Here is a 25,243-nt window from a genome sequence, read left to right as displayed (position 1 = left end):
GTCGGCAGGAGGAAGGCGGGAGCCGGGGGAGTGGCTGTCCGCGCTCCCCCCATCAGCCCTGTCCGGCCTTGTATCCGACACCACGCACCGTCAGGACGATCTCGGGCGCCTCGGGATCGCGCTCGATCTTGGAGCGGAGCCGTTGCACATGGACGTTGACGAGCCGCGTGTCGGCTGCGTGGCGGTACCCCCACACCTGTTCGAGGAGGAGTTCGCGCGTGAAGACCTGCCACGGCTTCCGGGCGAGGGCCACCAGCAGGTCGAACTCGAGCGGGGTCAGCGAGACCCGCTGTCCCGCGCGCGCCACCTCGTGCCCGGCGACGTCGATGGTCACGTCGCCGATCCGCAGCGTCTCGGGTGCCTTGGATTCGGCGGGCCGCAGGCGGGCACGGACGCGCGCCACGAGTTCGGCCGGCTTGAACGGCTTGGGGACGTAGTCGTCGGCCCCCGATTCCAGGCCCCGCACGACGTCGGAGGTGTCCGCCTTCGCGGTCAGCATGACGATGGGGAGGTCGGACTCCGCCCGGATCTGGCGGCACACCTCGATCCCGTCCATCCCCGGGAGCATGAGGTCCAGCAGCACCAGATCGGGATGCGTCGAGCGGAACACTCCGAGCGCCGCTGCTCCGTCGGCGCAGAACACGGGGTCGAAGCCGTCGTTGCGCAGGACGATGCCGATCATTTCGGACAGGGCCTCGTCGTCGTCGATGACCAGTATGCGTGCCTTCATACCCCCCATAGTGGCGTATCGACCCCGCAAAGTCCCATCCGCCACAGGGTGCGGGATGTCGCGTCGGAAACGATGCTGCGCGGCTGCCTCGAATGGGCGTCGGCCTCACTATGATGCAGGAGGGGGCCGCTGGCCGCATGCCCCCGGCGAGCATCGACCGAGGGGACGCGATGAAGGATCAGGCGGAGGGTCAGCCGGACGGCGGCCGGTCGGGCGACGGACCGCTGCCGGACCGGTCACCCGACCGGACGCCCCCTCAGCCGCAAAACGAGCCACAGGACCAGGCGCAGCAGCGGCCCGCCCCGTGGCAGGCACCGACTCCCGGCGATCCACCCTGGCAGGCCCCCGGCCGGCACACTCCCGTCACCCCCTCCTGGGGGACGCAGCAGGCCGGCCCCACCGCGCCGGCCGACCCGTGGGGGCGTCCCCCGGGCCCATCGCCCGCGGGCGGCCGCGGATACCAGGGTCCGCCCCCGGGCAGCGGGTTCCTCCCCGCCCACCCCGGACCTCCGGCGGGCAGCCAGGGCTGGGGCAACGCCTACCCGCCGCAGGGGCCGTGGCAGGGCGGCCCCGGCTTCGCTCGGGCCCCCGGCTATCAGGCGCCGCCGAAGCCGGGGGTCATCCCGCTGCGGCCCCTCGGGCTCGGTGAGATCCTCGACGGCGCGTTCCAGGCCTGCCGGAAGAACCCCCTGGCGACCTTCGGCATCGCCATCCTCCTGCAGGCCGTCGTCGCGCTCGTGACGGTGCTCCTGCTCGGCAATGTCCTGTCCTCCCTAGAGGTCTTCGAATCCGCGAATCCGACGCCGGACAGCCTCGTCGGCGCCTTCGCGGGCCTCGGCGTCTTCGCGGCGGTCGCCGGGGTGGTGTCCGCGGTGGCGCTGCTCGTGCTGCAGGGAATCCTCGTGATCCCGATCGCCCGCGCCGTCATCAACCAGACGACGACCTTCGGCCAGGCCTGGCGGCTCGCCCGCCGGCGCATCCTCCCGCTGCTCGCCTTCGGCCTGCTGGCCTTCGCCGCGGGGCTCGCAGGGCTCGCCGTCCTCGTGGGCATCTCGGCGCTCGCGATCCTCGGGCTCGAGGAATACTCGGCCCTCGTCATCGTCCCCCTCGTGCTCGGCGCGCTGGCGGCCCTGGTATGGGTGAGCACCAAGCTCGTCGTCGCCCCTGCTGCGCTGATGCTGGAAGGCGTGGGACCCTGGACCGCCGTCCGGCGCTCGTGGCAGCTGACCCGGGGCAACTGGTGGCGGACCTTCGGCATCGTGCTCCTGACGACCATCATCGTCTCGATCATCACCTCCGTCATCTCGGCGCCCCTCTCGTTCGCGGTGACGCTCTTCTTCGGCTTCAGCACCAGTGCGTCCGCCACACCGGACGCGATGGAATCCCTGCCGGTCCTCGCCGCCTCCCAGGCCATCGCGGCCCTGTTCACCGCGGTCGGCTACGCCTTCCAGGCGGGGGTCACCTCGCTGCTGTACGTCGACCTCCGCATGCGCCGGGAAGGCTTCGACGTCGTCCTCATGCGGGACCACGAGCAGGCCGGTCCGGGCAGGACGGACATCCTGCCCGGCGGCACCACCTCCTTCGGCCACCAGCCGGACGGACCGGCCTGATGCCCGACGGCGCCACGACCGGCCCCCGCCCCGGGGCGCGCGCATGAGCGGTGGGACCCGCTCCCTCCTCACCCCTGACACGGACGAGGCGCGGCGCCTGCTCGAGGAGGAACTGGCCAGACCCTCCTACGTCGAGGCGCAGCCGGGCATCGTCGAACGCCTTCTCGCCGAGGTCCTGCGCGGCCTCGGGCGGCTCCTCGACGGGATGGGCGGACTCGCGCCGGGACCGGGCACCCTCGTGCTGGCCCTCGGTGCGGTGCTCCTCGTCGTCGTGGCCGTCGTGCTCATCAGGCCACGGCTGAACGCGCGCGGCGGGAAACAGGAGTCCGCCGTGTTCGACGACGGCGCGACGCGCTCCGCCGCCCACCACCGCGCCAGGGCCGCCTCCCTCGCCGCCGACCGGGACTGGAACGGGGCCGTCGCCGAAGTGCTGCGGGCCGTCATCCGGTCCGCCGAGGAACGCCTCGTGGTCGCCGACCAGCCCGGACGGACGGCCACGGAGGCCGCCGCCCAGCTCGGCGGCGTCTTCCCGCCGCTGTCCACCGACGTCGCCTGGCTGGCCGACGTCTTCAACGAGACCCACTACGGCAGCGGCACCGCGTCCGAGGCCGTGTACCGGCGCGCAGCCGCGCTCGACGCGCGCCTCTCCGCGGAACGCCCCACCCCGTCCGCGGGCATGACCGTGCCGGCGGCACCCCGGTGATCCGCGGGCAGCGGATCTCCTCCCCGGACCATCCCGCGGGCAGCTCCCGCGACGCCGGCCCTCCGGACGACCGCGGACCCACACCGGCCGGGCAGGCGACGGGACACGAGATCATGGGCGACGGCGGGAGCGCGCTGACGACGGCCCGCGCGAGGCTCCGCCGTTCCCTCCCCCTGATCCTCGGCGCCGTCGTCCTGGCCCTGATCCTCCTGATCAACCTCCTCGCCGGTCAGGAGGAGGACACCCGCCCGCTGTCCCCGGGCAATGCGGCGCCGGCGGGCGCCCGTGCGGTCGCGGAGGTCCTCGCGTCCGAAGGCGTCGACGTCGTCCGGGCCGACTCCTACGACGAGGCGGTCGCCGCCCTCGAGGAGGGGCCCGCGACACTGTTCCTCAACGACGCGCAGCAGTACCTCAGCGCCGGCCAGGTGGGAGACCTGGCCGCCCTGGCGGACCGCGCGGTCCTCGCCGCCCCGGCAGGGCGCCAGCTGACCGCCCTCGACGACGACTTCGCGCAGGTCGGCGCCGCGCCCCTCGACCTGTCCGGTGACGTCCCGGCCCTGTCCGCCGACTGCCCCGACCCGGACGCCACCGCGGCCGGTACACTCACCGCGACGGGGACCGCCTACACCGGCGCGGTCGAGTGCTTCCCCGTCGCCGTCGGGGACGCGACGGGCGGCCTGTACACCACGAGCGACGACGGGTCGATGGCCGTCCTGGGCGCCCCGTCGATCCTGTCCAACGAGGCCGTCACGGAGGACGGCAACGCGGCCCTCGCCCTGCGCGCGCTGGGGTCCTCCCCCACGCTCGTCTGGTACGAACCCACGGGGGCGGACGTCGTCTCCACCGGCGAGGGCATCGATCCGAGGACGCTCCTCCCGCCCTGGGTGGATCCCCTGCTCGTCTGGCTCCTCGTGTGCGCTGTCCTCGCCGTGCTGTGGCGCGGACGGCGCGTGGGCCCCCTCGCGTCCGAGCCGCTGCCCGTCGTCGTCCGTGCGGCGGAGACGGCGGAGGGCAGGGCCCGCCTCTACCAGGACTCCCGGTCCGTGGGTCACGCAGCAGCGACCCTGCGCGCGGCGACCCTGGCACGGCTGGCCCGCCGCCTCCGCGTGGACCGGTCCGCCTCCGCCGCGGAGGTCATCGACGCCGCCTCCCGCCACAGCGGCCGGCCGCGGACGGAACTCGAGCAGCGACTGCGGTACGTCCCGACCACCAACCACCAGCTTGTGCTGTGGGCACAGGACATCCTCGACCTCGAGAAGGAGATCACGCCGTCATGAACCAGACCCGACGCTGGCAGGAAGAGCAGGAAGCCGACCTGTCGGACCAGGCAGACCGGGCCGCCGTCGACGGCGCCTCGGCGCGGGACGCCCTGCTCCGGGTGCGCGCCGAGGTGGGCAAGTCGATCGTGGGCCAGGACGCGGCCGTCACGGGCCTCCTCATCGGGCTCCTCGCCGACGGGCACGTGCTCCTGGAGGGCGTCCCGGGTGTCGCCAAGACCCTGCTGGTCAGGACCCTCGCCACCGCCCTGGACCTCGACACGAAGCGTGTCCAGTTCACCCCGGACCTGATGCCGGGTGACATCACGGGCTCGCTCATCTACGAGTCGAAGACCTCCGAGTTCACCTTCCGCGAGGGGCCGGTGTTCACGAACATCCTGCTCGCCGACGAGATCAACCGCACGCCGCCCAAGACCCAGGCGTCGCTGCTCGAGGCTATGGAGGAGCGGCAGGTCTCCGTCGACGGCGTGTCGCGGCGCCTGCCGACGCCGTTCGTCGTCGCCGCCACGCAGAACCCCGTCGAGTACGAGGGCACCTATCCCCTGCCGGAGGCCCAGCTCGACCGCTTCCTGCTGAAGCTCACCCTCCCGCTCCCCGGGCGCGAGGACGAGATCGAGGTGATCCGTCGGCACAGCGTGGGGTTCGATCCCCGCAACCTGGGTGCGGCCGGGGTGCGGGCCGTCGCGGGTGCGGCGGACATCGACCGGGCGCGGGCCGCGGTGTCCCGCGTCGCGATCGCCCCCGAGGTCCTCGCCTACATCGTCGACCTGGTCCGCGCCACACGATCCTCCCCGTCCTTCCAGCTCGGCGTCTCGCCGCGCGGCGCCACCGCCCTGCTCAACACCTCGCGGGCCTGGGCGTGGCTCTCGGGCCGCTCCTTCGTGACACCCGACGACGTCAAGGCCCTCACCCTGCCCGCCCTCCGTCACCGGGTCGCCCTGCGGCCGGAGGCGCAGATGGACGGCGTCGGCGTGGACGACGTGCTGGGCAGCATCCTCGGCTCCGTCCCCGTCCCGCGGTAGCCCCACCACCCCGCCCGAACCGGGCACGCGCCGCCGCACCCGGCGTCCGAGAGGAGTCCTTCCCATGGTCATCACCGGCCGCCTGGTCCTGCTGGTACTGCTCGGCGTCGTCCCCGTCATCGTGTACCCGGGGGCGACGTCGATCCTGCTGTGGGCCCTGCTCCTCGCGGTGGCCGTCGGCCTCGACCTCGCCCTGGCCGCGTCTCCCCGACGTGTGGGCATCCGCCGGACCCTGCCGGACAGCGTGCGGCTGGGCGAACAGTGCACCAGCGTCGTGGTCCTGCGGAACGACACCTCCCGCACCCTCCGCGCCACGGTGCGCGAGGCGTGGCAGCCCTCCGCGGGTGCCGTGGACCCGGAACAGTCCGTCGCCGTACCCTCCGGCGAGGCCCGGCGCCTGACGCTCCTCCTCCGCCCGACGCGCCGCGGCATCCTCCGCGTGGAGACGGTCACGGTGCGGAGCGCCGGGCCCCTCGGGATGGCCGCGCGGCAGGTCACCGTGCCGGCGCCGGGCGTCCTGCGGGTGCTGCCGCCCTTCGACTCCAAGCGGCACCTCCCGTCCAAACTGCGCCGCCTGCGCGAACTCGACGGTCGGGCCGCCGTCCAGATCCGGGGCGCGGGCACCGAGTTCGACTCCCTGCGGGACTACGTGAGGGGCGACGACGTCCGATCGATCGACTGGCGCGCCACCGCGCGTCGCCGCGACACCGTGGTCAGGACCTGGCGCCCCGAACGGGACCGCAGCGTCGTCGTCGTGCTGGACACCTCCCGCACCTCCGCGGCGAGGGTCCTCGACGAGCCCCGGCTGGACACCGGTATCGAAGCCGCGCTGCTGCTGTCCGTGCTGGCCGAGCGCGGCGGCGACAAGGTGCACTTCCTGGCCTACGACCGCAGGCTCCGCGCCCGCGTCGACTCGACGGCCAAGGGAAACCTGCTGGCCTCCCTCGTGACCGCCATGGCCCCGCTCGACGCGGAACTGATCGAGGCGGACTGGTCCCGCCTCCCCGCCCAGGTGCGTGCCGTCTCCCCTCACCGCTCCCTCGTCGTCCTGCTCACCTCGCTCGACGCCGGGGCCGTGGAGGAGGGCCTGCTGCCCGCGCTGCCGGGCCTGACCGAACGCCACGTCGTCGTCGTCGCGTCGGTGCGCGATCCGCGGCTCGGGGAGATGAGTGCGGACCGCTCGACGGCGGCCGCGACGTTCCGGGCCGCGGCCGCCGAGCGCTCCCTGCTGGACCGCGGCGCGGTGGCGCAGCAGATCCGGCTGCTCGGAGCGGAGGTCGTGGACGCGACACCCGCGGACCTCCCGCCGCTCCTCGCCGACACCTACATCAGGCTCAAGGCCACCGGGCGCCTCTGACGGGGCGTCGGCGGGTCCGTCGGGTGAGGCTCACGGCGCACACCGGTTCCCGCTCAGGAACCGGGGATGCGGGTGAACCTCGCGTCCGCCGGCGTGGTTGACTGGGTGTCCGGGCGACGGAAGCGGACGGACATGACCTCGATCTACCAGCAGGCGATGGGCAGCGACTTCGGCCGCCTGCAGCCGGAACTGCGCGACTACTTCGGCCTGCATGCGGAGAGCGGACTGTCCGGTCACGGGCGCGGGGTCTTCGACGTCGCCGGGTGCCCGGCGTGGTTCGCACGCCCCGCCTTCCGCCTCACGGCCCTCGAGAACGCGTTCTTCCCCGAGTACGACAGCGACGTCCCGTTCACCATCCGCAACTACCCGCATACCGACCCGTTCGGGCGGCCGGCGCTCACGGCACGCCGTGAGCTGGACTTCGGGACCGCCCTGCGGGTGTTCGAGGACACGACGTCCCTGCGCGACGGCGTCCTCACCGACTACGTGGGCCGCCACCGGCGCATGGCGACGCTCCTCACCTGCTCCGCCACCGACGACGGCCGCATCCGGATGGTCTCCTCACGGACGCGCCTGTTCGCGGGCCTCCGCCTGCCGCTCCCCGATGCGCTCGGCGCGCTCGCCTACGTGGAGCAGTGGTGGGACGACGACGCCGGCCGGTTCAGGATCAGTACGCGGGTCGTCCACCGCCAGTTGGGGACCCTGCTCGTCTATGCGGGGAGCTTCGACTACGTCCTGGAGGAGTTCGACGGCGTCCTGCCCGCCGAGGTCCGGCCGCGGCGCTGGGAAGAGCGCGTCTGACCGGTGCGGCGCCCTGCGCGGGTCACCCCTCGGCGCGGACCTGGTCCAGGGCGTCAGCGGCCTGGGCGAGCCGGGTGAGGGCCTGTGTCGCGCCGGTCGGGGTGAGCGTGTCGAGGCCCGGCAGGGCGGTGACCGTGAGCGAGGCGAGCGCCGCCACGGGAAGTCCGACGCGGCGCCAGGCGGCGAGCACCGATTCCACCAGGACCCTGACCTGCGGGAGCCCGGTCCGTCCGTCGAGGATCGCGAGCCAGAGCCGGCGCCCGGACTCGATGTCCCCGGCGAGGTCCTCCCACCCGCGGTCGGAGATGCGCACGAGGTCCAGGGACAGGGTGTGGGCCGCACTGGACCGTGCGGCGTCGACGGCCACGTCGCCGTGCCCCGGCGCCAGCACCGTTCCCGAGCCTCCGGCGGCGACGACAGATGCCGTCACGAGGTCCCATGCCTCGGTGGCTTCGCGGCGATCCAGCGCCCGGAGGGTGCGGTAGCCGCTCGCGGTGGGCACCCTGCCCGTGAGGACGTCGTCGGCGTCGGGTTCGTCGAACTGCACCACCACCTCGGCCCCCCGGGCCACCGCCGACACCCGACGGACGAGGTCCGCGGTGCCGGCGGCCAGCGATTCGTAGAGCTCCCGCCGCGCGCCGGAGTCGATCAGGACGCGCTCGCCGCCGTGCAGGTGGGCGCCGGCCGCCAGCGACAGCGGTCCGTGGAGGTGCAGCTTGACGCGCGGCGCAGGGCTCTCCTCGGCGCCGGCGATGTCCCCGAGGGCGTTGATGTCGGAGGACAGGGCCGATTCGGCGCGGCGCTGGTCCTTGCCCGGCCGCTGGACCAGGCGCCAGCCGTGCGGCTGGAGATCGAAGGGCAGGTCGACGAGCACACCGAGCGTCCGCCCGACGGCATCGCTCCCGGGTCCCCGCGCCGGCAGGGACGGCAGGAAGGGGAGGTTCGCTCCCCCGAACTCGCCCCGCACGGCACGATTCGCCTCGTGCGGGTCCGTTCCCGGCCAGTCGCCGGGTGCGGTCGCCCCGACGGCGGGTTCCAGCGTCCCGTCAGGCATGCGGGCCGTGCGTCCCGGGCCCGGCGGGAGCCTCCGCTGAAGGTCCGGCAGGGTTCTCGGGCGCCCGACCGGCTGTGTCGGCCGCGGGCCGGCGGTTCTCCGAGATGGCCTGATGGTGGCGGATCACCTCGGAGATGATGAAGTTGAGGAACTTTTCGGCGAACGCCGGGTCGAGCTGTGCCTCTTCCGCGAGCATGCGGAGGCGGGCGATCTGGGCCGCCTCGCGTTGCGGGTCGCCGGCGGGGAGGTCGTGTTCGGCCTTCAGGTGGCCCACACGCTGCGTCGCCTTGAAGCGTTCGGCGAGGAGGTACACGAGGGTGGCATCGATGTTGTCGATCGAGCTCCTCACCGAGAGCAGCTCGGCCATCACCTCGGGAGCTACGTCGCCTGCGAGCGAACTGGCGGCCGGGTCGAAGCCGCTGCGTGGATGCGTCATGACTCCAGTCAAGCAGACCCCCGCAGGGCTCCGTGAACTGCGACTAGCCCCGCGCCACGGCCGGTTCGGGGCGGAGGGCGGAGCGTGCGGAGTCGATGGTCGCCTGGCCGAGCACCCGCGTGCCCTGGTACAGCACCACCGTCTGCCCGGGCGCCACCCCGCGCATCGGCTCGATGAGCCGCACCACGAGCTGCTGGACGCCGCAGTCCTCCTCGACCCGCGCGCGGGCCGCCACGGGGTCGCCGTGCGCCCGGACCTGGGCCGTGCAGTCGAATTCGACGCCGGTCCGCACGTCGTCGATGGGCACACCGGCCCAGGACACCTTGATACCCCGCATCTCGTCGATGGCGAGCAGGTGCTCGGGCCCGACGACGACCTCGTTCTGCTTGGGCCGGATCTCGAGCACGAAGCGGGGCTTGCCGTCGGCGGCCGGGGTGCCGAGCCTGAGGCCGCGCCGCTGGCCGACCGTGAACGCGTTGGCGCCCGGGTGGCTGCCGATCTTCCCGCCGTCGACGTCGAGGATGTCCCCCTCGGTCATGTCGATGCGCTCCTCGAGCCAGCCGCGGGTGTCGCCGTCGGGGATGAAGCAGATGTCGTGGCTGTCGGGCTTGTTCGCCACGGACAGGCCCCGGCGTTCCGCCTCGGCGCGCACCTCGGCCTTCGACGGGGTCTCCGCCAGCGGGAACATGGAGTGCTTGAGCTGCTCATGGGTGAGCACGCCGAGCACGTAGGACTGGTCCTTGGCCCAGTCCGCCGCCCGGTGGAGCTCGGGATTGCCGTCGGCGTCCTCGATCACCTTCGCGTAGTGGCCGGTGCAGACGGCGTCGAACCCGAGCGCGAGCGCCTTCTCGAGCAGCGCGGCGAACTTGATGCGCTCGTTGCAGCGCATGCAGGGGTTCGGGGTGCGGCCGGCGGCGTACTCGGCGACGAAGTCGTCCACGACGTCCTCCTTGAACCGCTCGGAGAAGTCCCAGACGTAGTACGGGATGCCGAGGATGTCGCACGCACGCCAGGCGTCCCGGGAGTCCTCGATGGTGCAGCAGCCGCGGCTGCCCGTCCGGAGCGTGCCGGGCATGCGGGAGAGGGCAAGGTGGACCCCGACGACGTCGTGCCCTGCCTCCACCGCGCGCGCCGCCGCCACTGCAGAGTCGACGCCGCCGCTCATCGCTGCCAATACCCTCATGAGAACCCTGTTCCTGCCGTCTGGATGGTCGATGCGTGCCCGGCCATGCCGGCCTTGCGGGCGCGTGCGTACGCCGCGCCGATGGCACCCACCACCGCGTCAACGTCGTCGACCGTGGATGTATGCCCCAGGCTGAAGCGCTGGGCGCCCCGGGCCTCGTCCTCCGTGAGGCCCATGGCGAGCAGCACGTGCGACGGCCTCGGCACCCCGGCGGTGCACGCGGACCCCGTGGAGGACTCGATGCCCGCGAGGTCCAGGAGGAACAGGAGCGAATCGCCCTCGCAGCCCGGGAAGGTGAAGTGGACGTTGCCGGGGAGCCGGGCGCCCTCGGGCGCCGGGTGCGGGATGCCGCGCAGCACCGCCTCCGGGACCTCCCGGCGGATGCCCGCGACGAGCCGGTCCCGCAGCGCGGCCAGTCGGGGCGCCTCGTCACCGAGGTGCGCGACGGCGTCACCGGCCGCTGCGGCGAACGCGGCGATGCCCGCGCCGTCGAGCGTGCCCGAGCGGATGTCGCGCTCCTGCCCGCCGCCGTGCTGCACGGGGGTGAGCGTCACGGCGCGTCCCACGAACAGTGCGCCGACCCCCACCGGGCCGCCGATCTTGTGGGCGCTCACGGCCATGGTCGCGAGTCCCGACCCGGCGAAGGAGAGCGGGAGGGAGCCGAAGGCCTGCACGGCGTCGCTGTGGACGGGGACGCCGTACCGGGCGGCCTCCGCGGTGATCTCCCGGACGGGCTGCACGGTCCCGACCTCGTTGTTGGCCCACATGACCGTCACGAGGGCCGTGCGGTCCGGGGCCTCGGCGAGCGCAGCCCGCAGGGTCTCGAGGGAGACGAGGCCGGTGGTGTCGACCGGCAGCCACACCACCTCGGCGCCTTCATGGCGCTCGAGCCACTCCACGGTGTCCTGCACGGCGTGGTGTTCCACGGAACTGCACAGGATCCGGGTGCGGGAGGGGTCCGCGGCGCGGCGGGCCCAGAAGAGTCCCTTGACGGCCAGGTTGTCCGCCTCGGTCCCGCCGGAGGTGAAGACGACCTCCGAGGCGTGGGCCCCGGCGGCCGCCGCGATCGTCTCGCGGGCCTCCTCGACGGATCGCCGGGCGCGTCGGCCGGAGCCGTGGAGGGAGGAGGGATTCCCGCTCCGGCTGAGTTCGCGGGTGAGGGCGGCGAGCGCGGGCGCCGAGATCGGCGTGGTCGCCGCGTGATCGACATACACGGGCATGCTCCGATTCTACGGGCGTCGCGCGGGGCCGCCGATTCCGGTGGTACGCGTCACGCGCCGCTTCTCCGGGCGGCCCGCCGGCCCGCAGTGGTAGAAAGACAGGGTGGACAGTCATGCAGCGGCTCCTTCCCCGTCCGGCCCCTACCTCCCCGGTCTCCGGCACGCGGTGCACACCTTCGGCACGCGCACCCTGGACTTCGACCGCCAGGTCGCGCTCATGGCCGTGATCAACCGGACACCGGACTCGTTCTACGACCGGGGGGCGACGTTCGCGCTCCAGGCCGCCGTCGACGCATCCCTGCGGGCGGTCGACGACGGCGCCGACTGGGTGGACATCGGCGGCGCGCCCTTCTCGCCGGGAGACGCCGTCCCCGTGTCGGAGGAGATCGACCGGATCGTCCCCGTGATCAGCGCCGTGCGCGCGACGTCGGACGTCATCATCTCCGCGGACACCTTCCGGCCGGAGGTCGCCCGCCAGGCGCTCGCCGCCGGGGCCACGGTGGTCAACGACACCACGGGACTGCGGGACCCCGACATGGCCGCGGTGGTCGCCGAGGCCGGCGCGCACCTGGTCATCACCCACAGCCTCGCCGCTCCGCGCACGGTCTACCCGCGGCCCACGTACGACGACGTGGTCCGCGAGATCACGGATTTCCTCCTGCGGAAGGTCGACGACGCCGTGCGGCTGGGCATCCCGGAGGACCGGATCCTCCTGGACCCCGGGCACGACCTCAACAAGAACACGCTGCACTCGCTCGAGATCACGCGCCGGCTCCCCGAGATCGCCGGACTCGGCTTCCCCACCCTCGCCGCGGTGTCCAACAAGGACTTCATCGGCGAGACGCTCGACCGCCCCAAGGGCGAACGCGTCGAAGGATCGCTCGCCGCCGCCGTGATCTGCATCCTCGGCGGTGCCCGCGTGGTCCGCATGCACAACGTGGCGGCGTCGCGGGCTGCGATCGACATCACCGAGGCGGTCCTCGGGTGGCGGCAGCCTGCCTACCTCAAGCACAACATGGGCGAGGTCAACGAGCCGGTGACCCGATGATCACCTCGCTCATCCCGCCTACCGGCGCGGCGGTCGACCACGACGCCCTGCACCGTATCTACGCCTACCCCGCCACCGACAGGCCCTACGTCCGCTTCAACTTCGTGGCCGCGGCCGACGGAGCCGCCACGAGCGGCGGCTTCTCCGCAGGACTGGGGAACGACGGCGACAAGCGCATCTTCGCGGTCCTGCGACGCCTCGCCGACGTGGTGCTCGTGGGGGCCGGCACGATCCGCGCGGAAGGCTACGGGGGTGAGCTGGTCGACGACGACGCCCGCTCGTGGCGCAGCGCCAACGGGCTCGCCGCGCACCCCGCCGTCGCGGTGATCTCGGGCAGCCTCGACCTCGACCCGTCCGGGAACTTCCTCCGGGAGGCGCCCGTCCGCCCGCTCATCCTCACGAGCGCCGCGGCACCGGCGGACCGGCGCGCCGCCCTGGAGCGGGTCGCGGACGTCGTCGACTGCGGCGCCGACACCGTGGACGCGCCGGCCGTGCTCGCCGAGCTCGGACGGCGCGGACTGCCGAAGGTCCTGTGCGAGGGCGGGCCGGCCGTCCTGGGGGACTTCACCCGGTCCGGGGCCGTGGACGAGCTGTGCCTATCGATCAGTCCGCTGCTGGCGGGCGGCGACGGACCGAGGATCACGGTGGGACGCAGTCCGGAGGACGCCGTCGGCCTGACGCTCTCCTCCCTGCTGACGGAGGACTCCGCCCTCTACACGCTGTACCGGCGCGCGGACTGAGTCGGGACCGCGGCGGGACCACCGGGCGGGTGGGCGAACTTCTCCGCCCGCCGCGGCGTTGTACCAGGGCCGGCACCCGCAGGCACTCCTGTCGGGACGGCGTCCACCGCGGGAGGGGGCGGCCGCCGGGACGACCGCTTTGGTCCGGGCCCGTCCGTGCCCCTAGTGTCAGGTGGAAGCGCAGGACCGCCGCCAGGGTCGCGGCTCCAGGAGCGGCTCCTGGTCCGCCGGGGCGCACACCAGAAAGGGCCGATGGATGGCAGAGGCAGGACGGAAGTCGTACTACGACATCCTCGGGGTGCCCCCCGAGGCCGGTGCCAAGGACATCAAGGATGCCTACCGCCGTGCGGCGCGCGCAGCGCACCCCGACCTCGGGGGCAGCGCGGCCCGGTTCCACGACGTCGCCGTCGCCTACGAGACGCTGAGCGACCCCCGGCGCCGCGAGCGCTACGACGCGGACATCGGACGCGGGCGGGCCTCGACCACGGGAGACACGGGAGGCACCGGCCGCACCCCCGGCGCGGCGGCGACGGCCGGCCGCAACGGGGCGCCGGCCCCCCGCAGCTCGACGCGCACGAGCGTCGAGGACGAGGAGGCCGCGCGGTCCGCGCCGATCTACCTGCCGCCGTTCTCGCCGTCGTCCCCACCCGCCGTGCCCCTGATCCTCGCCGGCCGGCAGCTCCATGGGGCTCCCCGACAGCCGGGCATGTTCGGGAGGCTCTCCTCCGGCGTCCGGGCGAGGACCGACGGCGAGCTCCGGACCGCCGCACTGCTCGAGCGGGCGCTGCTGTCCACCTACCCGGCCGCGCGCCTGGTCAACGGCGTCCGGTTCGACGACCGCGACGGGACGACGGCGGGCCACGTCCTGCTGGCCGGCTACCGGATCGCGGTGATCGACTCCTTCACCGCGTCCCCCGGCAACTTCTCCTGGGACGGACAGTCCCTCCGCCACCAGGGCCGTCCGGTGGAGTTGCCGGTGCCGCGGACGGTGCGCGCGGTGCAGGAGCTCTTCCCCGAATGCAACGTGGCCGGCTGGGTGGTGATCCACGGGGCACCGGACAACCCCTTCGCCCCGGTGATCGACGTCCCACCGGGCTTCGACCGCGCCTCGACGAGCCTCGTCCAGGTGGTGAATGCCGGTACCGCCGTCCGCACCATCCGCTCCTTCCTGTCCTCGGGCCCCACCCCGAACGTCGTGCAGCTGCCCGTGCTCGAGCGCCTGCTGGCCGCGGCCGGAAGCTAGGATGAAGCCGTGTTCCGCATCCTCTTCCACACGCCCGAGATCCCCGGCAACACCGGTGCCGCCATCCGGCTCGCAGCCGTCGCCGGCGCCGAACTGCACCTCGTCGAGCCGCTGGGCTTCAGCCTGGAGGATTCGAAGCTGAAGCGGGCGGGGCTCGACTACCACGACCTCACGGTGCTGCACGTGCACAAGAGCCTCGACGACGCCTGGGCCGCCCTGCAGCCCGCCCGGGTGTTCGCCTTCACGTCCGAGGGCGACGTGCCCTACACGGACATCGCCTACGAGCCCGGCGACGTGCTGCTGTTCGGGCGCGAGTCCGACGGGCTGCCGTCGGAGGTGAAGCAGGACCCCCACGTCACGTCCAGGGTCCGCGTGCCCATGCTGCCGTCCCGTCGATCGCTCAACCTCGCCAACACCGCATCCATCGTCCTCTACGAAGCCTGGCGTCAGCAGGGCTTCGCGGGGGCCCAGCGATGATCCACGCCTAGGAGCCCCGATGTCCGCTCGTCATGCCGCAACACTGCCCGACGGCGGGGCCGAGGACCACGACCGCCTCGCTCCGGCCGTCTGGAACCCGGTGGGCAACGCGGTGGTCGCGGCCGCCGACATCCTCGTCGGCGAGCGCGTGCTCGACGTGTTCGCAGCAACGGGCACGGGGACCATCCCTGCCGCGCAGCTCACCGGACCGGACGGACGCGTCGACGCCGTCGACCGCTCCCCGGCCATGCTGGACCTCGCCGAAGCCAAGGCGGAGGCACTGGCCCTGGACGGCGTCTTCTTCCATCGGGTGGACCCGGCGGAGTGGACGCCCGACGCGCCGTACGACGCCGTCGTGAGCTGCTACGGCGTTCTCCTCCTCGAGGACCTGGACGCCGGCATGGACCGGATCGTCGGCCTGCTGCGGCCGGGCGGGAGGATCGCCCTGAGCACCTGGGACGACGGCGCCCTGGAACGGTTCGGGGGCATCCTCCTCGACGTCCTGCGCGAGGTCCTCCCCTCCGGCACGGACGAGGACGGCGCCCACGGTATCCACGGCCCGGAGGCGTCGGGGCGGTCGTCCGGGACGGCCTTCGTCGAGAACTGCAGGAGACTGGCCTCCGTGGAGCTCCTGACAGACTGGCTGCACGCGCGGGGGCTGACGAACGTGCGGGTCGAGCAGTTCGGGCTGACGGTCCCGCTCGACCCGGACGGCGCCTGGTCCCTGGTACTCGGCAGCGGATTCCGCGGGCTGCTGCCCGACGACCCCGAGATTCTGCTGCGCGTGCGGTCGGTCTTCGCGGAGCGGCTCGGCGACGCCTTCGTCCTCGACGCCGACTCCCTGATCGCGGTCGCCGACTACCGGCCGGCGCAGTAGGCGTGCCGGCCGGACCATCCACCGGCCGTGCAGCTTCGAATACCCCATGTCAGCGGGATGGTCAAAACCAGCGGGGGGCGTGGGATGGTGCTTGTTCGTGAAGGACGTGCACGGTACGGGCGCCGCGCGGGTTCCGGCGCCGTTCGGCGTGGGGCCGCGGGCGCTTTATGCTGGAGCCCTATGGAAACGCCACGAGTAAGCCGGGTCAGCCCCGTAGCTCCCGCGTCGGACGAGTCCGCCGCTGATCCCGGCGCCGGTCCTACCCTGACCGATCTGCTGTCGAGGATCGCACGACAGGATCGCACCGCCTTCGCCCTGTTCTACGAGCAGACCTCGAAGCGCGTCTACGGGCTTGCACGGCGCGTGCTCATCGACCCCGAACTCAGCGAGGACGCCACCCAGGAGGTCTACCTCCAGGTGTGGAACACCGCGGACCGCTTCAACCCGTCCCTCGGCAGTCCCATGGCCTGGCTCATGACCCTCGCCCACCGCCGCGCCGTGGACAAGGTGCGCTCGGAACAGAGCGCGACGGACCGTGAGGCGCGGTACGGGGCCGCCACCCAGACGGTGGATCACGACGACGTCGTCGACACCGTGACCCAGCGGCTCGAGGCGGAGAGCGTCGTGCGGTGCCTGGACACGCTGACGGCGACGCAGCAGGAGTCGGTGAAGCTCGCCTACTACGGCGGACTCACCTACCGCGAGGTGGCCGAGAGGCTCGGCGTCGCGGTACCGACCATCAAATCGAGGATCCGAGACGGATTACTCCGACTGAAGACATGTTTGGGGGTGACCTGAGATGCAGGACAAGGATATGAACCGACAGTTCGCCGATGACCTCGGCACGGACCTGGCCCGAGGCCACGTCCTCGAGTGGGCCGAGCTCTACGCGCTCGACGCCATCAGCGCGGACGAACGCCGCATCATCGATGCGTTCCTGGCGGATGCCGATCCGGCCGTCAGCGCGACGTTCACGGAGCGTGTCCGCACGTGCCGTGAGACGGTGACCACCGCCTACGCGAGCGAGCAGATGGACCCGCCCGCCGATCTCTTCGAACGCATCCTCGCCAGGCTGCCCCGGGCCGCCGGCGACGCGGACCCGACGCCCGCGGCGACCGGTACCGACACCGACACCGCAGGGGTGTACGCGATCGGTGGACCGACCGCACCCGACACGGAACAAGACGCCGGACAGGACGAACTGGCGAAGCGCCGCACGGCGAAGGCCTCGATGTCCTCACGCGCCGCACGCTGGGTGGTGGCAGCCGCCGCGGCCGCCGTGCTGGCGGTCGGTGGCGTGACCATCGCGCAGACCCTGCAGCAGACCACGCTCCAGGAGCAGGTCCTCCAGGCCTCGGACGTCAGGACGGCGCAGCTCGCCCTCGCGTCGGGCGGGACGGCGGACCTCGCGGTCTCCGGCGAGGAGAACGCGGCCGTGGTCACGCTCAGCGGAGTCCCCGCGCCGACCCCCGGGCACGTCTACCAGATGTGGCGGATCCCCGCGGACGGAGCGGAGCCGGAATCCGTGGGCACGATGACCGGGGAGGACGTCGCCGGGACGAAGGTCACGGAACTCGAGGACATCAGCGGGTACAGCGCGATCGCGATCACCGTCGAGCCCGACGGCGGGTCGGCGACACCCACCCTGCCCATCGTCGCCCAGATCCCGCTCGGGGCCTGAGCACCGGCGGCGTCGACGGCAGGGCTAGAAGCCGGCGATCGTCTCGTCGGTGTTGATGCCCACCACGTGGAAGGACTCGGCGCTGCGCCCCTCCGGCAGGCCGCCGCGACGCGCATTGTCCCGGAGGATGTCCCGGACCCGCGCCCGCATCCGCTCCACATCGGGATGCTGGCTGCGATGGGCGCTGATCGCCGCGATCTTGGTGTCCTCGGCTCCCGTGACGTCGACGAAGCGGTTCTCGAGATGCGCAGGCCCGCCGTAGAACCACAACCAGGGGACACGGAAACTCTTCAGCCCCGCCGCCTCGAGCTCCGGGTACGCGAAGGGGTTCTCGACCGCCGGGTAGATGGCGCGCGTGACGGCCTCCCCGCACGCGAGGTGGTCCGGATGGCTCTTCTGGATCCGGTCCCAGCTGCGCTCGGGGTGCATGGACAGGACGATGTCCGGACGCACCTCCCGCATGCGCCGGACGATCTGCCGGATGACGCCGTCCGTCGGCTGGAGATAGCCGTCGGGCTCGCCCAGGAAGGTGACGTCCGTGACGCCCACGAGCCCGGCTGCGGCGACCTGTTCCTCCCGTCGGAGCGCGGCCAGCCCGGGCCGGTCCTCGTCGGAGAATCCTCCGGCGTCACCGTCCGTCAGGATGCAGTAGCCGACCTCCGCGCCGGCGGCGGTCCACCGGGCGATCGTGGCGGACGCACCGAAGTCGATGTCGTCCGGGTGGGCGGCGAAGACGAGGACGCGTCCGGGAGGCGCGGAGTCCGGTCCGATCGGCACCTGCTACAGCCCGCGCTTCCGGATCTCCTCGGTGGCCTGCGGCAACACCGTGGTCAGGTCACCGACGATCCCGAAATCGGCGATCTCGAAGATGGGTGAATCGGCGTCCTTGTTGATGGCGACGATCACCTTGGAGGTCTGCATCCCGGCCTTCTGCTGGATCGCTCCCGAGATACCCGCCGAGATGTACAGCTGGGGGGACACCGTCTTGCCGGTCTGGCCGATCTGCGCGGAATGCTCGATCCACCCGGCGTCGGTGGCGGCCCGCGACGCACCGACCGCGCCGCCCAGCGCGTCCGCGAGGTCCTCCAGCGGGCCGAAGTCGCCGTCCACGCCGCGGCCGCCCGCGACGATCACGCGGGCCTCCGTGAGCTCGGGCCGGCCGCTCGCCGGCTTCTCCACCCGGCCCGTGATGCGCGCCGCGGCACGGGGGAGCTCGACGGCGACGCTGACCTCCTCGGGGGAGGACGGAAGCCCGGCCTCCACCGCCTCGAAGCTGTTCGGCTTGACCGTCAGGATAGCGACGCCGGTCGTCACGCGGCACTGCACGGTGTAGGAGCCGGCGAAATCCGACTTGGTCGCCGTCAGGTCGGCGTCGAGCCCCACGACGTCCGTGATGACTCCGGAGTCGAGCTTGATGCCCAGCCGGGCGGCGATCTCCTTCGATTCGTAGGAGTTGCCGAGCAGCACGATCCCGGCGCCGGAAGCCCGCACGGCCTCGGCGAGGAACGCGGCCTTCCCGGCCACGAGCACCTCCGAGACGGCCGAGTCCTCCGGTCGGTAGTACCGCTGCACGCCGTAGGAGCCGATGCCGTCGAGATAGGCCTGTCCGGCCTCGTCGGCAAGGGCTACGGCGACATCGCCGAGCGAGGCGGCGAGCGAGAGCAATTCGCGCTCGCTCTTGGCGAGACTCGCTGCGGGGTGGTCGAGGAATACGAGGACCGAGGTCATGAGGGAACCCTCCTGGAAGGAACGGACGAGCGGGCGGGCACCGGCTAGAGGAGCTTCTGTCCGGCGAGGAAGTCGACGAGCCTGATGCCCGCGTCGCCGTCGTCGGTGATCACGACGCCCTGGCTCCGGGGCGGCCTGGGAGCGGCCGCCTGCACCGACGTCCATGATCCGGCGAACCCGACCTCGTCCGGCCGCACACCGATGTCCGCCAGGGACAGGACCTGGATCTGCTTCTTCTTCGCCGCCATGATGCCCTTGAAGTTCGGGTAGCGGGGATCGTTGATCTGGTCGGTCACCGACACCAGGGCAGGCAGTGAGGCCTCGATGGTCTCCGCATACGTGTCGCTGTCCCGTCGCGCGGCGAGCGTCCAGCCGCCGTCCCCGGACGTCAGGTCGAGCGACGCCGCGAACGTCACCTGGGGCAGGCCGAGCCGTTCGGCCAGCTGTGCCGGCACGAGGGAGGTCTCGCCGTCCGTGGACGCCATCCCGGTCAGGACGAGGTCGAAGGGTCCGACGTGCTGCACGAGGGCGGCGAGGGCCCTCGACGTGGCGGAGGCATCGGAGCCGGTGAGCGCGTCATCGGTCAGGTGGACGCCGTCGTCCGCCCCGATCTGGAGGGACTTCTTCACCGCGTTCACTGCGGCCGGGGGGCCCATGGTGATCGCCGTGACGCGGTGCCCGGCTGCGGCTCCCCCGTGGGCCTCGACGAGCTGCAGGGCCGCTTCGAGCGCATACTCGTCGAGCTCGCAGAGGATGCTCTCCGCACGTACGGTCGTCAGGTCCTCGCCGCTGATGTGGCGATCGAACTGAGCGTCCGGAACATGCTTCACCAGGACCGCGATGCGCAGTCCGCTTGCTGTGGCCTCGTCCATTGATGACCTTCCTCGTCCGGGGATCTTCCCATCGACTAGCTAACCATAGTGGGGGTGACACGGACCGAGGTCCTGCTGGCGCACCGCGATCGCATGCGCTCCCGCTCCTACCGGTCAACGAGCAGGAGGCGGTCCCTGATCCGGGACCGCCTCCTGCTCGGGCGCCGACCTGCCGTGTCGTCGGCGTGCTCGGTGTCCGCTACTGCGTGGGAGCCTGCGCCAGCGTCACGTCCACCGACCGGGACTCACCGCTCCGCACCACCTCGATCGGCACCTGCTGCCCGACCGTCTGGATCCGGACCGCCGCGGTGAGGGACTGGGGGTCGCTGATGGTGTAGGTGCCCACCCTGGTGATCACGTCGCCGACCTGCAGCCCGGCGTCCTCCGCGGGTGATCCCGGCTCGACCCGTTCGACGAGCGCTCCGGCGGGGAAGGTGGACGTGCTCTGGGCTCCGTCGCTCCCGGCCGGCGTGACGCTGACCCCGAGGAAGCCGTGCGTCGCCTCGCCCTCGGAGATGATCTCCTGGGCGATGCGGTCCGCGTAGTTGATCGGGATGGAGAAGCCCACTCCGATGTTGCCCGTGGACTCCCCGGAGCCGCCCGACGCGATCGCGACGTTGACGCCGATGATCCGGCCGTCCGCGTCGACGAGCGCGCCGCCCGAATTGCCCTGGTTGATGGCGGCGTCGGTCTGGATCACGTTGAGGAAGATGGACCCCTGCGCCTGCGGCTGCTGTCCGCTCGAACCGCCCGGGGGCAGGAAGTTGAATCCTTCGCCGTCGTCGGACTGCCCGCTGTCCGGCTGTTCCTCCGGCACGGCGGAGGACGCCACGCTGATGGTCCTGTTCAGCGTCGAGACGATGCCGTCCGTGACCGTTCCGCTGAGACCCAGCGGGGCGCCGATGGCGATCGCCGTGTCTCCGACGTTGAGTTCGTCGGAATTGCCGAGGGTGGCGGCGGTGAGGTCCGGTGCGTCGATCTTGATGACGGCGAGGTCGCTCAGCGGGTCGGTCCCGACGACCGTCGCCGGGAACACCCGTCCGTCGTTGAGCTTGACCTCCACGGCCGGGTCGGAGACCTGGCCGCCGAGGGTCACGACATGCGTGTTGGTCAGGATGTGCCCGTCGGTGTCGAGGATGATCCCGGAGCCGGAACCGCCTGAGGTCCCGCCGCTGACCGCGATCGTGACCACGCTGGGCGAGGCCTTGACGGCCGCTCCGGTGATGGTGTTGACGTCGTCGGTGTTGTTCACCACGATCGACTCGGGCGCGGCCTGGGAGATCCCCGCCGTCGGATCGTCGTCGAGGGCGCCGAGGCCTGCTGCCGCGACGCCTCCGCCGACCAGCCCGGCAGCGAGCACGCCCGCGGCGAAGGTGGCCATGCCCACACGCCGACGCCCCCTGCTCCCCGTGCGGCCCACGGCGTTCGGCTCGGCATGGCCGTGGGCCCGGTTCTGCTCGCCGTAGAAGGGCTGGTGTCCCGTGTAGGCGGGGTGGGAGCCGGGACGGGAGACGGACGGGGCCTGCTGGGACCCTGCCGGCTGGGACCCTCCCGGCTGGGACCCTGCCTGCGGTTCGACCGTCGGCTCCGGACCGGTGACAGGATGCTGCGCGGTGGGCGGTCCAGCGACCGGCTGGGTCCCCGTCACGGGGTGGGATGCGCCCGTGCCCCACGACGGCGGAGTCTGCGGCTGGGGAGGCAGGGGTCGGTCGGGGTTACCCGGCTGCTCGTTCATGGGGGTCCTTTCGTTGCTGTTGACAACATCATGACAACTTTCCCTGAGCCTTCCGCATGCGTCCGCTGTGCGGAATCTGGGAAGTCGCTGGAGATGTGCTGCTGCGGCACGACGGCGTCGGGGCTCCTGACCCCAGTATCCTCCGACATCCCCGACCAGGGCGCGGGTGCACCGCCGTCCGGCGTCGATGGAGGCCGTGCCTTTCGCTAGGGGCATAGGTGTCGATGGTGGACGCTCCCCCACGCCAACCATAGAATCGGAAAGACAGGGAGCCTCCGGCATCCACCGGCCTCAGTCCTGGGACCGGACAGGCCCGGAGGACGTGCTGAAGGGTCGAAGATGCGAATGATGAGCAGGCGCACCCGCGTCTCTGCTGTGCTGGGCGCCGTCGTGGCGATCCCACTGGTCTCGGGCACCGCGGCGTTCGCCGACGAACCGATCACCTTCCCGTCCGGGGACTACGTGATCGACAATGCCGGAGTGCTCAGCCCCGAGGAGGAGAGCGAACTCGAAGCCGCCGTCGCAGACCTGCAGGCGTCGGAGGGATTCACCGTCCGGGTGGCCTACGTCGACACCTTCGAGAACCCGAGCAACGCCGGGCAGTGGGCGGAGGAGGTCGCCATCGCGAACGCGTCGTCCGCCGACGAGGCCGTCCTGGCCGTCGCGGTGGACCAGCGTGAGGTGGGGTTCGTGGCCGGAGAGCAGTCGGGGATCTACCCCTCGGTCCAGGAGATCCGCACCAGCTACGTCATCCCGGAACTGCAGGCCGATGACTGGCTGGGAGGCGGTCTCGCAGCGGTGGAGGGGGTCGATCAGGCGCTCGCCGGCGGGACCGGCGGTTCCCCGGGTGACGGGACGTCCCAGGACGGCGGCGGTTCGGGCGGCAGTGGCCTCGGCGGCCTGGTGCTCGTCGGCGGGCTCGTCGCCGTAGCGGGTGCCGGCGGCTACATGCTGCTCAAGAGGAGCGGCGCCGGCAGCGCGCAGCGCAAACGCGAGGAATACGGCTACGGGCCGGTACCGTCCTCCGAGGGCGAGATCGTGGATCCGCTCGCGGCCCTGAGCGTGGAGGACCTGCGCAAGCGGGCGGGCAGCCTCCTGATCGCCGCCGACGACGCCATCAAGTCCAGCGAGCAGGAGCTCGGCTTCGCGGAGGCGCAGTACGGGACCGAGGCCATCGCCACGTTCTCCCAGGACATCGCGACCGCGAAGCAGCACATGGGCGAGTCCTTCAAACTCCAGCAGCAGCTCGACGATCACATCCCGGACACCGAGCAGCAGCAGCGCCAATGGCTCGGGGAGATCATCCGCCGGTGCGAGGACGTGAATGCCTCCCTGCAGGAGCACAAGGAGGACTTCGACGCACTGCGCGAGCTCGAGCGGAACGCACCGGACGCCCTGCGCCGTGCGCAGTCCGCCGCCGACGAGGCCGGCCGGCGGTTCTCCGCCGCCGAGGGGACCCTGCGGACCCTGCAGGCCCGCTACCTCGAGTCGGCCACCACCCAGGTATCCGACAACATCGAGCAGGCCCGCGAGCGCCTGGCCTTCGTGGGCAGCGCGGCCACCGAGGCGCAGGCGCGGATGGCCCAGGGAGACACCGGGCGTGCCGTCGTCGCCGTCCGCGCTGCCGAGGAGTCGGTACACCAGAGCACCGTCCTGCTCGATGCGATCGACAAGCGCGCGGAGGAACTGGGCGGCGCCGAGCGCGAGCTCGACCGCGCGCTGCCCGACAGCGAGCAGGACCTCGCGCAGGCCCAGGCCATGGACCGCACGGGGCAGTACCGCGACCTCGCCGGACCCATTGCGGCCCTCCAGGCCGCCGTCGCGACGGTGCGCCAGGAGCGGCAGAACGGGCGCAGCAATCCGCTGGCCCTGCTCCAGCGCCTGGAGGCGGCACAAGCACAGCTCGACGCCGCGCTCGGTGGCGTGCGCGACCAGGCGGAGAACACCCGGCGCGCACAGGACGCCCTCCAGCACGCGCTGATCGCGGCGCAGTCGAGCATCTCCGGGACCGCCGACTACATCCGTGCCCGTCGCGGCGGCGTGGGCAGCGAAGCCCGGACCCGCCTGGCCGAAGCCGAACGCAACTTCGACTACGCCGTCGACCTCCAGCGCTCGGACCCGGTGACCGCGCTGTCCCACGCCCAGCAGGCGACCATGCTCGCCGAGCAGGCAGCCCAGCTCGCTGAGCAGGACGTCGACGGTTTCGGCGGCGGAGGCATGGGCATGGGCATGGGCGGCCGGTACGGAGGCCGCGGCGGCGACGGGATGGGCGGCGCCCTCCTCGGCGGCATCCTGCTCGGCGGCCTGCTCAACGGCGGTGGCTTCGGCGGCGGGCACCACGACGGCGGCGGCTTCGGCGGCGGCTTCGGGGGTGACGGCGGGAGCTTCGGCGGAGGCGGCTTCGGCGGCTTCGGCGGAGGCGGGGGCGGCTTCGGGGACTTCGGCGGCGGCTTCGGCGACTTCTAGCCGTCCTCGGGCGGCCGGACACAAGGATCATTCGCAGAATCGAAAGGGAAATCAATGGTAAAGCAGTCGATATTCGGCAGGATGGCTCAACTGACCCGGGCCAACATCAATGCGTTGCTCGACCAGGCGGAGGATCCGCAGAAGATGCTGGACCAGATGGTCCGGGACTTCACCAACAGCATCGCCGAGGCGGAGAGCGCCGTCGCCCAGACCATCGGCAACCTGCGGATGATGCAGGACGACTACAACGAGGACATCGAGAACGCCCGCAGCTGGGGCAACAAGGCCCTCGCCGCCTCCCGCAAGGCCGATGAGTACCGCGCTTCCGGCGACACCGCCGACGCCCAGAAGTTCGACAACCTCGCCAAGGTCGCGATCCAGCGTCAGATGGCGTCGGAGAACGAGGCGAAGGGCGCCGAGCCGACCATCGCCTCCCAGACGGAGATCGTCGAGAAGCTCAAGACCGGCCTGAACCAGATGAGGGGCAAGCTCAACGAGCTCACGGTCAAGCGTGACCAGCTGATCGCCCGCTCGCGCACCGCGCAGGCCCAGCAGCAGGTGCACGACGCCGTCAAGAGCATCGACTTCATGGACCCGACGAGCGAGGTGGGCCGCTTCGAGGAGAAGATCCGTCGTGAGGAGGCCAAGGTCCGCGGTCAGCAGGAACTCGTATCGTCCAGCCTGGATGCCCAGTTCGAGAGCCTCGAGGACCTCGGGGAGCAGACCGAGATCGAAGCCCGCCTCGCGGCGCTGAAGTCCGGCTCCGGGTCGCAGTCCGCGATCGGCCAGGGCGCCGACAGTGATGCCGACGCCGCCATCGACCCGAGCGCCGCCACCGGCGCTCCGGCGACAAGGAGCGAGACCACCTACTGATCCGGTCCGGTCCGGCCGGTGACCGGTCAGGACCAGGATGGACAGCAGGGGACCGCAGCCGTCAGGCTGCGGTCCCCTGCTGCGTCCGCGGCCCGGACTGTCGGAGCCCG

Annotated in this window: 24 protein-coding genes; 15 read left to right on the top strand and 9 right to left on the bottom strand. The window is 72.2% G+C overall.

What is annotated here, in order from left to right; genetic code table 11:
- Positions 1-52: 52 nt before the first annotated feature.
- Positions 53-730 carry an MtrAB system response regulator MtrA gene (gene mtrA, locus AC4D2E_RS03300; protein WP_104165905.1) on the bottom strand — a complete coding sequence of 226 codons (678 nt, stop codon included), beginning with the start codon at positions 728-730 and terminating at the stop codon, positions 53-55.
- A gap of 170 nt (positions 731-900) precedes the next feature.
- Here mtrA and AC4D2E_RS03295 point away from each other — a divergent pair, with 170 nt between their 5' ends.
- From AC4D2E_RS03295 to AC4D2E_RS03270, 6 genes are all read left to right on the top strand, one after another.
- Positions 901-2,340, top strand: a complete 1,440-nt coding sequence (locus tag AC4D2E_RS03295; protein WP_490951640.1) for a DUF7847 domain-containing protein — start codon at positions 901-903, stop codon at positions 2,338-2,340.
- Positions 2,341-2,383: 43 nt separating this feature from the next.
- Positions 2,384-3,043 (top strand): DUF4129 domain-containing protein, encoded by a 660-nt coding sequence (locus AC4D2E_RS03290; protein WP_490951639.1) that lies wholly within the window; start codon positions 2,384-2,386, stop codon positions 3,041-3,043.
- Positions 3,040-4,320 (top strand): DUF4350 domain-containing protein, encoded by a 1,281-nt coding sequence (locus AC4D2E_RS03285; RefSeq protein ID WP_490951638.1) that lies wholly within the window; start codon positions 3,040-3,042, stop codon positions 4,318-4,320. The genes AC4D2E_RS03290 and AC4D2E_RS03285 overlap by 4 nt, the downstream gene beginning before the upstream one ends.
- Positions 4,317-5,342, top strand: coding sequence for an AAA family ATPase (locus tag AC4D2E_RS03280; protein WP_104165912.1), 1,026 nt, complete (start codon positions 4,317-4,319; stop codon positions 5,340-5,342). Before AC4D2E_RS03285 ends, AC4D2E_RS03280 begins: the two co-directional genes overlap by 4 nt.
- 64 nt (positions 5,343-5,406) lie before the next feature.
- Complete coding sequence (locus tag AC4D2E_RS03275; protein ID WP_490951637.1) at positions 5,407-6,699, top strand: DUF58 domain-containing protein; 1,293 nt, start codon at positions 5,407-5,409, stop codon at positions 6,697-6,699.
- Positions 6,700-6,765: 66 nt separating this feature from the next.
- Positions 6,766-7,500, top strand: a complete 735-nt coding sequence (locus AC4D2E_RS03270) for a DUF4166 domain-containing protein (RefSeq protein ID WP_490951636.1) — start codon at positions 6,766-6,768, stop codon at positions 7,498-7,500.
- A gap of 22 nt (positions 7,501-7,522) precedes the next feature.
- Here AC4D2E_RS03270 and AC4D2E_RS03265 read toward each other — a convergent pair whose 3' ends face one another.
- The 4 genes from AC4D2E_RS03265 to AC4D2E_RS03250 are packed head-to-tail and all read right to left on the bottom strand — an operon-like array spanning position 7,523 to position 11,393.
- Complete coding sequence (locus tag AC4D2E_RS03265) at positions 7,523-8,554, bottom strand: uroporphyrinogen decarboxylase/cobalamine-independent methonine synthase family protein (RefSeq protein ID WP_490951635.1); 1,032 nt, start codon at positions 8,552-8,554, stop codon at positions 7,523-7,525.
- The gene (locus AC4D2E_RS03260) at positions 8,547-8,990 is read right to left on the bottom strand and encodes a chorismate mutase (RefSeq protein WP_490951634.1); all 444 of its coding nucleotides are present in this window, start codon (positions 8,988-8,990) and stop codon (positions 8,547-8,549) included. The genes AC4D2E_RS03265 and AC4D2E_RS03260 overlap by 8 nt, the downstream gene beginning before the upstream one ends.
- A gap of 43 nt (positions 8,991-9,033) precedes the next feature.
- Positions 9,034-10,173 carry a tRNA 2-thiouridine(34) synthase MnmA gene (mnmA, locus tag AC4D2E_RS03255; RefSeq protein WP_490951633.1) on the bottom strand — a complete coding sequence of 380 codons (1,140 nt, stop codon included), beginning with the start codon at positions 10,171-10,173 and terminating at the stop codon, positions 9,034-9,036.
- Positions 10,170-11,393 (bottom strand): cysteine desulfurase family protein, encoded by a 1,224-nt coding sequence (locus tag AC4D2E_RS03250; protein ID WP_490951632.1) that lies wholly within the window; start codon positions 11,391-11,393, stop codon positions 10,170-10,172. The genes mnmA and AC4D2E_RS03250 overlap by 4 nt, the downstream gene beginning before the upstream one ends.
- A gap of 103 nt (positions 11,394-11,496) precedes the next feature.
- On the opposite strand from AC4D2E_RS03250, the gene folP reads away from it, so the two are divergent.
- From folP to AC4D2E_RS03215, 7 genes are all read left to right on the top strand, one after another.
- On the top strand, positions 11,497-12,441 hold the full coding sequence (gene folP, locus AC4D2E_RS03245) for a dihydropteroate synthase (RefSeq protein WP_490951631.1): 945 nt from the start codon (positions 11,497-11,499) through the stop codon (positions 12,439-12,441).
- Positions 12,438-13,181, top strand: coding sequence for a pyrimidine reductase family protein (locus AC4D2E_RS03240; protein ID WP_490951630.1), 744 nt, complete (start codon positions 12,438-12,440; stop codon positions 13,179-13,181). Before folP ends, AC4D2E_RS03240 begins: the two co-directional genes overlap by 4 nt.
- A 256-nt stretch (positions 13,182-13,437) precedes the next feature.
- Positions 13,438-14,424, top strand: a complete 987-nt coding sequence (locus AC4D2E_RS03235) for a J domain-containing protein (RefSeq protein ID WP_104165925.1) — start codon at positions 13,438-13,440, stop codon at positions 14,422-14,424.
- A 9-nt stretch (positions 14,425-14,433) separates the two neighbouring features.
- Positions 14,434-14,901, top strand: a complete 468-nt coding sequence (locus AC4D2E_RS03230; protein ID WP_490951629.1) for a tRNA (cytidine(34)-2'-O)-methyltransferase — start codon at positions 14,434-14,436, stop codon at positions 14,899-14,901.
- Between the two features lie 19 nt (positions 14,902-14,920).
- Complete coding sequence (locus AC4D2E_RS03225; RefSeq protein WP_490951628.1) at positions 14,921-15,778, top strand: class I SAM-dependent methyltransferase; 858 nt, start codon at positions 14,921-14,923, stop codon at positions 15,776-15,778.
- 180 nt (positions 15,779-15,958) lie between these two features.
- Positions 15,959-16,576, top strand: coding sequence for an ECF RNA polymerase sigma factor SigK (gene sigK, locus AC4D2E_RS03220; protein ID WP_104165930.1), 618 nt, complete (start codon positions 15,959-15,961; stop codon positions 16,574-16,576).
- Between the two features lie 16 nt (positions 16,577-16,592).
- Positions 16,593-17,459, top strand: a complete 867-nt coding sequence (locus AC4D2E_RS03215) for an anti-sigma factor (protein WP_490951627.1) — start codon at positions 16,593-16,595, stop codon at positions 17,457-17,459.
- Positions 17,460-17,483: 24 nt separating this feature from the next.
- Here AC4D2E_RS03215 and AC4D2E_RS03210 read toward each other — a convergent pair whose 3' ends face one another.
- The 4 genes from AC4D2E_RS03210 to AC4D2E_RS03195 form a co-directional block, all read right to left on the bottom strand.
- Positions 17,484-18,236, bottom strand: a complete 753-nt coding sequence (locus AC4D2E_RS03210) for a PIG-L deacetylase family protein (RefSeq protein ID WP_104165933.1) — start codon at positions 18,234-18,236, stop codon at positions 17,484-17,486.
- A gap of 3 nt (positions 18,237-18,239) precedes the next feature.
- Positions 18,240-19,187: an electron transfer flavoprotein subunit alpha/FixB family protein gene (locus AC4D2E_RS03205; protein WP_104165935.1), complete on the bottom strand. Its 948-nt coding sequence runs from the start codon at positions 19,185-19,187 to the stop codon at positions 18,240-18,242.
- A gap of 44 nt (positions 19,188-19,231) precedes the next feature.
- Positions 19,232-20,059, bottom strand: a complete 828-nt coding sequence (locus AC4D2E_RS03200; RefSeq protein WP_490951626.1) for an electron transfer flavoprotein subunit beta/FixA family protein — start codon at positions 20,057-20,059, stop codon at positions 19,232-19,234.
- A gap of 199 nt (positions 20,060-20,258) precedes the next feature.
- The gene (locus AC4D2E_RS03195; protein WP_490951625.1) at positions 20,259-21,794 is read right to left on the bottom strand and encodes a S1C family serine protease; all 1,536 of its coding nucleotides are present in this window, start codon (positions 21,792-21,794) and stop codon (positions 20,259-20,261) included.
- 348 nt (positions 21,795-22,142) lie between these two features.
- Between AC4D2E_RS03195 and AC4D2E_RS03190 the strand changes: the two genes are divergently transcribed.
- Positions 22,143-24,260 carry a TPM domain-containing protein gene (locus AC4D2E_RS03190; RefSeq protein ID WP_490951624.1) on the top strand — a complete coding sequence of 706 codons (2,118 nt, stop codon included), beginning with the start codon at positions 22,143-22,145 and terminating at the stop codon, positions 24,258-24,260.
- Positions 24,261-24,314: 54 nt separating this feature from the next.
- A complete protein-coding gene (locus AC4D2E_RS03185) occupies positions 24,315-25,133 on the top strand; it encodes a PspA/IM30 family protein (RefSeq protein ID WP_490909752.1) in 819 nt (272 codons plus the stop codon).
- The last annotated feature ends 110 nt before the right edge of the window (positions 25,134-25,243 follow it).

It is taken from the genome of Arthrobacter sp. TJ-265 (genome assembly GCF_058269135.1).
The sequence above is the reverse complement of the archived record's forward strand: the minus strand, read 5'-3'. Positions and strand labels throughout refer to the sequence as shown.